This is a genomic window from Synergistaceae bacterium (genome assembly GCA_021372895.1).
Classification (GTDB): Bacteria; Synergistota; Synergistia; order Synergistales; family Synergistaceae; genus JAJFTP01.
In genome coordinates, this window is the sequence record JAJFTP010000038.1 from 1 (window position 1) to 7,557 (window position 7,557).

Annotated in this window: 7 protein-coding genes and 1 pseudogene; 3 read left to right on the forward strand and 5 right to left on the reverse strand. The window is 49.1% G+C overall.

Annotated elements, in window-relative coordinates; genetic code table 11:
• Window positions 1–357: 357 nt before the first annotated feature.
• The 3 genes from LLF78_03635 to LLF78_03645 form a co-directional block, all read right to left on the reverse strand.
• Window positions 358–834, reverse strand: coding sequence for a pyridoxamine 5'-phosphate oxidase family protein (locus LLF78_03635; GenBank protein MCE5201590.1), 477 nt, complete (start codon window positions 832–834; stop codon window positions 358–360).
• A 517-nt stretch (window positions 835–1,351) separates the two neighbouring features.
• The gene (locus tag LLF78_03640; protein ID MCE5201591.1) at window positions 1,352–1,693 is read right to left on the reverse strand and encodes a thioredoxin family protein; all 342 of its coding nucleotides are present in this window, start codon (window positions 1,691–1,693) and stop codon (window positions 1,352–1,354) included.
• A gap of 34 nt (window positions 1,694–1,727) precedes the next feature.
• On the reverse strand, window positions 1,728–2,741 hold the full coding sequence (locus LLF78_03645; protein ID MCE5201592.1) for a permease: 1,014 nt from the start codon (window positions 2,739–2,741) through the stop codon (window positions 1,728–1,730).
• 260 nt (window positions 2,742–3,001) lie between these two features.
• On the opposite strand from LLF78_03645, the gene LLF78_03650 reads away from it, so the two are divergent.
• The gene (locus tag LLF78_03650) at window positions 3,002–3,643 is read left to right on the forward strand and encodes a hemolysin III family protein (protein ID MCE5201593.1); all 642 of its coding nucleotides are present in this window, start codon (window positions 3,002–3,004) and stop codon (window positions 3,641–3,643) included.
• Between the two features lie 237 nt (window positions 3,644–3,880).
• On the opposite strand, the pseudogene LLF78_03655 reads toward LLF78_03650, so the two are convergent.
• Window positions 3,881–4,078: pseudogene (locus LLF78_03655) on the reverse strand (metalloregulator ArsR/SmtB family transcription factor).
• Between the two features lie 378 nt (window positions 4,079–4,456).
• Complete coding sequence (locus LLF78_03660; GenBank protein ID MCE5201594.1) at window positions 4,457–5,830, reverse strand: PLP-dependent aminotransferase family protein; 1,374 nt, start codon at window positions 5,828–5,830, stop codon at window positions 4,457–4,459.
• Window positions 5,831–5,955: 125 nt separating this feature from the next.
• Between LLF78_03660 and pdxS the strand changes: the two genes are divergently transcribed.
• Both pdxS and pdxT read left to right on the forward strand, forming a co-directional pair.
• The gene (gene pdxS, locus LLF78_03665) at window positions 5,956–6,834 is read left to right on the forward strand and encodes a pyridoxal 5'-phosphate synthase lyase subunit PdxS (GenBank protein ID MCE5201595.1); all 879 of its coding nucleotides are present in this window, start codon (window positions 5,956–5,958) and stop codon (window positions 6,832–6,834) included.
• Between the two features lie 3 nt (window positions 6,835–6,837).
• On the forward strand, window positions 6,838–7,425 hold the full coding sequence (gene pdxT, locus LLF78_03670) for a pyridoxal 5'-phosphate synthase glutaminase subunit PdxT (GenBank protein ID MCE5201596.1): 588 nt from the start codon (window positions 6,838–6,840) through the stop codon (window positions 7,423–7,425).
• Window positions 7,426–7,557 lie beyond the last annotated feature (132 nt).

Below are 7,557 nucleotides of genomic sequence, written 5' to 3' on the forward strand. Positions count from 1 at the left end.
CTCCCTGTGTTTTAAATTATGATTCTGTTGAAGTAAATACGTTATGGAATATGTTGTAAAAAATCATCCGTGCCTTATATTATGAAAATGACACTCAGACTATTGTATTACTCTCTTATGCCCCTGTCAATGCAGATAGAGCCTGTTTTATCGAACAAAAAACAATAAATGTAAATGATATTTCGCTCAGCTTTCCCGGTCGTTGCTATTCGTTGCTATTAGAGAGGCTGTAACATTCTCCTTTCTCGTCTTACATTTATGTTTTACAGATGAGATAAAGTGTCTTTAAGACCGTGAACCCGCTGGATCTCCGCTGAGAAACACTCGGAAGGCGATTGGAAAGTTCAGGTATTCCACTTATTCCGGTTTTGGGTAATAACTGACCTTCCCTGTCATCTCAGTTATTTCTATTCTTATAACAGATACCGCCAAAAGCATCCCGTCGGGCATCGGCTCCGTAGGCCCGTCATAGTGGCGCATAAGCACATGCAGGGCATCCCTCTTTTCGTCAATATCCTCCAGGAAATGCGCGACTCCGTATCCGGTGACACTGCGGTATTTCATGCTGAACTCTGACGGATCTTCCTCGCATCGGACGATTTCTTCATCAACGGTAACGTTGAAGCAAACTTTTGGGTTTGCCTTCAGCATATCGATTTTCTTGCCTTCTTTTGCACCGTGGATCACAAGGAAACCGTCGCCCCAGCCATAGTTCATCGGCAGGACATACGGCCACCCACCCGCACCGGACATAGCAAGTCCGAGCCAGACACCGTCCTGCAGAACCTGCTCCATCCATTCCTTGGATGTGACTTCTTTATCCTTTCGCCTCATTTACCCCCCACCCCCGGGAACATTATATACTGAATATACTGAAATTTCTCACATAAAGTAAGCGGCGGGGGTAAAAATCACTGACAGCCTATCTGCGGTCAACGCCGGGCAGGTTTTTAAATCTGCATCTGATAGTCCCGCTCTGTTCGGTAAACAGAAGCATATCTCCTTCGGCTGTCTTGGAAAATTTCCCTATGCAATCCTCGTGCAGCAGACATCTCAGTCCGGGATAAACATCTCCTCTGATATCCGTGACACAGAGCTCGATATATTTTTCCGTCTCTTCTTCCGGAATTCCTATAAGGCCCGCCGGGCCCTTAAAGGCACTTCATCAGCCGACGATATTGACAGATATCCGGATGAAGAATGTTCCTCCGCGTTTGGCCACAAGTCCAAGCCAATGAGAAGAAGTGATAGATATCGACGGTATTTTTATATTTTTCACGCCATTCGTTATATTCTGCATCTATTTTTCCCCTCTTACATTAAAAGACCCTATCCGCGTGGGTTTCTGTGATTATTTCGGCTGAGCGCCCTGTTTCTGCATAAGTTTTACTATTTCTTCAGTGCTCAGCACTTTCCCGGCTGAAACTACTTTGCCCCCTATGACAAGTGCCGGCGTTGACATAACACCATAAGCCGCGATCTGCGCCATGTCTGTAATCTTTTCGACTGCCGGCTCCATGCCGAGCCGTTCAAGCGCTTTTACTGCATTATCAGCAAGTATTTTGCAGTTTGAGCACCCCATGCCCAGGACTTTCACCGCGGAGCCCCCCGCTTGCGCCTCCTTGATCGTCTCAGCATCAATATTTCCGCAGCAGCAGTTATTTTTATCTTTCTTCTTACCAAAACCTAACATATCGTTACCTCCCCTTTTTAAACTGTGGAAAAACCTACATAAACATCCGGCCAAATGCGTTAAAAGTATAGCCGATCGTTATTATCCCAAAAGACACAATACCGACAAAAAACATCAGAAGCGGAGGCTTGACCGCCTTGCGCAGCATTATTACCGACGGCAGGGAAAGTGCCGTTACCGCCATCATCAGCGACATGATGGTACCAAGTCCGACTCCTTTAGCATAGAGGGCCTCCGCAATCGGCAGCGTGCCGAAGATATCGGCGTACATCGGGATGCCTATCGCAGTCGCGAGCAAAACGGAGAACGGATTTTTATCGCCGAGAACCCTTTCTACAAGCTCCTGAGGTATCCAATTATGGATAAGCGCACCAATGCCCACTCCGATAAATATATACGGCGCAACTTTTTTGACCGTGAACGCGACCTGATCCTTCGCGTAAATCAGCCTGTCGCGGCGGGTAAGGTCGGGCGACTCCAAGTCAACGCTGCCTATAGCCTTGATATACTCCTCGACATAACGCTCAAGGTGCATGGCCTCGATCATGGTACCTCCCGCAACTGCGAGCATAAGACCAACTATAACGTAGGCCACGGCTATCTTCGCACCGAATATACTCATAAGAAGTATCAGCGATCCGAGATCAACAAGCGGCGAAGAGATGAGGAAGGAAAACGTCACGCCAAGAGGCAGCCCGGCGCTTGTAAATCCGATAAAAAGCGGTATGGACGAGCATGAGCAGAACGGCGTCACAGTACCCAGAAGCGCTGCAAGAGTGTTTGCCCTGACCCCGCGAAAACGTCCCAGTATCCTCTTTGTGCGCTCCGGCGGAAAGTAACTCTGTATATACGAGATTATGAAAATCAGTACCGAAAGGAGAACAAATATCTTTATCCCGTCAAAGATAAAGAACTGCAGCGACCCGCCTGCCTTCGACGCCGTGTCGAGGCCGACTGCACCGACAAAATGTCCTGCAAGAACATTGAGCCATTTCATCCCCAGCACCTGATTTTGAATAAACAGGAAGAAGCTTCCTATTATTTTCATATATACCCGCCTCCAGACCGACATTACTCTTTCCACGTGATAATATAGATTACATATAGATAAATGTCAATGTATATATAATTATTCTTTTATGTGGGTTTTAGGCAGAAATGAACAATTCCGTAATTTTATATTTGGCTTATAATTATGAAAATACAGAATGATCAAATGCGCAAAAAATTGACTGCTACAGTACGCTCGCGCAATGCATGTGATTTAGGGTAGGTAAAAAATGCGGCAATGATTTAGGAGGTATTGCGATGAAAAAAATATTCAGGGAGCCCGCCAGCGGCTTCAGCCATCTGATCGGAGCCCTTCTCTCCGTTGTTGCATTGGCTGTTCTTTTGTACGTCGCTATAAGAAATCAGGACGTATGGGAGATAGTATCATTTTCTGTATTCGGCGCCAGTATGATACTGCTTTACACGGCCAGCGCCGTGTATCATCTTGTAAACAGCTCCGAAAAAGTCATACGGATACTTCAGAAACTTGACCACAGCATGATTTTTGTGCTTATTGCGGGCACATATACACCTGTGTGCCTTACACTGCTCAGAGGAGCAACCGGCTACACCCTTCTGTCTGTGATATGGTCATGTGCTTTAGTCGGTATCGTGATGAAAATGTTCTTTTTCAATATACCAAGATGGCTTTACACCGGCATCTACATAATAATGGGCTGGATAGCGGTGTTTGCGGTAGTGCCATTGTACAGGGCGGCAGGATCGCAGGCTATTTTATGGCTGCTTGCGGGAGGGATATTATACACAGTCGGCGGCATAATATATGCCATAAAACGCCCCAATATAGTACCTGATTGGCTCGGTTTTCATGAGATATTCCACATATTTGTCATCCTGGGAAGTGTCAGCCATTTTGTGATGATATTGAAGTTCTGTTAAGCCGGTTGGGCAACTGACAAAAAACCGCATCCTGCGCCATAACCCGATAACAGGTTATGGCAGCGGTGTCGGAATAAAGGCGCTTTATCCCGCCTGCTTTCGAGCTTTTTGATCAGCTGTCCTTAGTCAGTCCTCTTCGCTTTTGCAGATACAATCATCCTTGGCTGACGAGAGTTCCTTTACCAGTCCGCCAAGTTCCGCAAACCTTTCTTGAGAAAGCGTGTAGTGCATCCATTTACCATCTTTCCTGCCCCTGACAAGCTCTGCCTGGCAGAGTATCTTCATGTGGTGCGAGAGCGTAGGCTGTGACAGACACAGCCTTTCAAGGATCTTACACGCACAGAGTTCTCCGCATGACAGCATGTCGATAATCATGATCCTGTTGGGATCAGCGAGAGCCTTGAAAATATCAGCTATTTCATTATAGTCCTTCATATGGTCGCCGCCTTTGGATTAAACACTTATAAATATATCTATATATTATACGTCAATATTACGTCGGCGCAATCTTATCGCCGCTGTTTTATGGCCATATTTCGTCACGCATAATCAGTGCCTTTATACTCTTTTTCCTCTTTCTGTCTGGCTACTGACAAAAAAGTTCCCCGGATGGCATACCGTCGCCTCAGTTATGATGTCTACCGCCGGCATGGCCGGACCGATGCCCTACAGCAGCCTCTCAATAAACATCGGAGACGCTCTCTGCTTTAGCGGGACAGGAAGCCATATATAAATAATGCGCAATGGGTTACGTGAACCTGTCATATACTGCACCTGTGCATTACTTATGACCGGTCTATGAGAAGTTGGTTGCTATATAAAATCACTCCATGCGGCTTTGAGCTCATGCACGGCAGGTCCTATGTCCTCCGGCGGAATTCCGGAGAAAGATAGAAGCACAGATGGGAAACCGCTCTCGGCAGTATGTAACGGTTCTATAAGTATGCCTGCTCTCTTCGACGCATCAGCCAACTCATCCGCGCCGGCATCCGTATGCAGTGACAGCGCCACGGCCAGTGATGTTTCAAGCAGGACACAATCTGCGTCGCTGCCGAATTCTCCGGACAAAGCAGAAAGAAGCGCGCGGCTCTTCATCTGGTAGATTTTCCTGCTCCTTCTGAGGTGCCTTTCCAGATGCCTTTCCCTTATGTATTCGGCAAGGGCAAGCTGCTCTATTTTGCTCGAGGTCTGGTCATATAATGAGCTCTTATCCTTCGCCGCTTCTGTGAGTTTTTTCGGCAGCACCATGTATGCGATTCGAACCGAAGGAAGCAGGAGCCTGGAAAAACTGCCGATGTATATGACATGCTCGGGGGCAAGTCCCTGAAGCGACGGCACGGGGCGCGAGACATAGCGGAGCTCGCCATTATAGTCGTCCTCCAGAACATATTTACCGTTTTGCGCCGCCCATTCAAGGATCTGTTTTCTTCTGCGGGAAAGTTTAGACACCGGGACCTGCGGCCTGTTGGAAGTTATATCTGCAAAAAGATCTGCCGCGCGATCCTTCAGCTCTTCGGCTATCCTGTCATCCTTGTCTCCATCCAGGAAATGCACATCCCAGCCGAAATCGAGAAAAATCTGTTCTGCCTGTGCAAAACCGGGCCGCTCCATCACAGCTCTCCCGCTGCGCCCAAGTATCCTGCATAAAGCAGCCAGCAGCTGCTGTGTCCCCGAGGCTATCACGATCCTGTCGGCAGAGGCACTGACCCCGCGCGCCGTATAACAGTACCCGACAAGTGCTTCCCTCAGCTCCGGTTCTCCCTGCGGATCTCCGTTGGAAATGATCTCGTCCTGCTTATTCAGCGCTATACGGAGATGTCTGCGCCATATATCGATATCAGCTGTTTTCGCGTCTACGCGGCCGCCGCGGAAATCATACCGCGCCTGCCGTAGAGGAGCCTCGTTGCGCTGCAGCAAAACCGCATCGCCTGTATTCTCAGGGGGAGAGAGTGCGAAGAACCCGCTCTTGGGCCTGCTCTCTATAAGTCCGTCTATCTGCATCTGCACATAGGCATTCTCAACCGGCGACCTGCTAACGCCAAGCTCCCCGGCAAGATCGCGGATCGACGGCAGACGGCTCCCCACCTCTATCCTGCCTTCCGACAGCGCTCTGGCTATGCTTTCACGCAGCTGGCGCCATAAAGGGACGTCAGAATTTTTATCAATGTCAAGAAAATTATAAAGCATTTTAAAATCACCTCGGATGAAATCTGTCATGCTTAAAATATCTAAATCTGTCCATTGTTAAAATGACAATTAACTCATATAACTATAAAGGGATTTAAACGTATTTACAATAGGGGGAAAAGATTATGACAAACGAGGAACAAATAAAGCTTAACAGAGACCTTGCGAAAATGTTCAAAGGCGGCGTTATCATGGACGTCACGACGCCCGAACAGGCAAAGATAGCCGAAGATGCCGGAGCCTGCGCGGTAATGGCGCTTGAGCGCATCCCCGCAGACATCAGACAGGCCGGAGGAATATCGAGGATGAGCGACCCTGGGATGATCAGGAGCATCCAACAGGCTGTATCGATCCCGGTCATGGCTAAGTGCCGCATCGGACATATAGCCGAAGCCCGCATACTCGAGGCAATAGAGATAGACTACATCGATGAAAGCGAAGTCCTCAGCCCTGCGGATGACATCCACCACATTGACAAGACAGCTTTCCGCGTCCCGTTTGTCTGCGGCGCACGCAGTCTGAGCGAAGCACTGCGCAGGATCGAAGAGGGCGCAGCCATGATAAGAACGAAAGGCGAACCAGGGACAGGCGACATAATTCAGGCAGTGCGCCACATGAGAAGCATCAACGCCGAGATATGCCGAGTAAGATCCATGCGCAAGGATGAGATCTTCGAAGCTGCAAAGGAACTTCAGGTACCTTATGGACTCCTTCTCTCCGTCCACGAAGAAGGGCGGCTGCCGGTCGTCAACTTCGCGGCAGGCGGGGTCGCGACTCCTGCGGACGCAGCGCTCATGATGATGCTCGGCGCGGAAGGCGTATTTGTGGGAAGCGGGATATTCAAATCAGGCAACCCGCAGAAACGCGCGGCGGCAATAGTAAAAGCCGTTACAAACTACAACGATCCGAAAATACTTGCCGAAATATCTGAAAACCTAGGCGAGGCAATGGTCGGAATCAACGAAGACGAGATAGCGGTACTTATGGCGGAGCGGGGCAAATAAAAAATGGACGATATCATCAGGGTCGGTGTTACTGCCGTACAGGGAGCATTCGCCGAACACTGCTCCATGCTGTGCAAACTCGGCGCACAGCCAGTGGAGATCCGCAGCACAGCGGATCTTGACGCAGACATCGACGGGCTTATCCTCCCGGGAGGGGAGAGTACAGCCCAGGGCAAACTTCTGCGTGAGTCCGGACTGTTTGAAAGGATCAGGGCTATGCTGGAAAACGGCCTTCCCGTCTACGGGACCTGCGCGGGTATGATCCTGCTCGCAAAAGAGATAGAAAACGACAGCAGGCAACACTTCGCCGTCATGGACATAACAGTGAAGCGCAATGCATACGGAAGACAGCTTGGCAGCTTCACCGCATACGGCACATTCGCGGGAAAGGGGCCGATACTGATGCCGTTCATCCGCGCCCCGTACATATCCCATGTCGGAAAAAATGTCGAGGTACTCGCGACTGAGAAGGGTTCTCCGACCGCGGCCAGAGAAAAAAACATGCTCGTCACCGCATTCCATCCCGAGGTAACAGAGGACGGCACGGTCCACAGATATTTTCTGGAGATGATCCGCAACAGAATAAAGTAAATCCGTTTAACTTTCCCACCGTCTTTCCCGCATGCTTTTGATCAGGAAGGACACTGTTCCTCGAAAGAGGGACATAACAAATCACCATAGTGACTGAACTATTTCGAGTGCGTTTCGAGATCGGGAATCCAG

Excerpts from the sequence above, each read along its gene's own strand:
- LLF78_03635 (MCE5201590.1), bottom strand. The coding sequence starts at position 834 with ATGAGGCGAAAGGATAAAGAAGTCACATCCAAGGAATGGATGGAGCAG.
- LLF78_03640 (MCE5201591.1), bottom strand. The coding sequence starts at position 1,693 with ATGTTAGGTTTTGGTAAGAAGAAAGATAAAAATAACTGCTGCTGCGGA.
- pdxT (MCE5201596.1), top strand. The coding sequence starts at position 6,838 with ATGGACGATATCATCAGGGTCGGTGTTACTGCCGTACAGGGAGCATTC.
- LLF78_03645 (MCE5201592.1), bottom strand. The coding sequence starts at position 2,741 with ATGAAAATAATAGGAAGCTTCTTCCTGTTTATTCAAAATCAGGTGCTG.
- LLF78_03650 (MCE5201593.1), top strand. The coding sequence starts at position 3,002 with ATGAAAAAAATATTCAGGGAGCCCGCCAGCGGCTTCAGCCATCTGATC.
- pdxS (MCE5201595.1), top strand. The coding sequence starts at position 5,956 with ATGACAAACGAGGAACAAATAAAGCTTAACAGAGACCTTGCGAAAATG.
- LLF78_03660 (MCE5201594.1), bottom strand. The coding sequence starts at position 5,830 with ATGCTTTATAATTTTCTTGACATTGATAAAAATTCTGACGTCCCTTTA.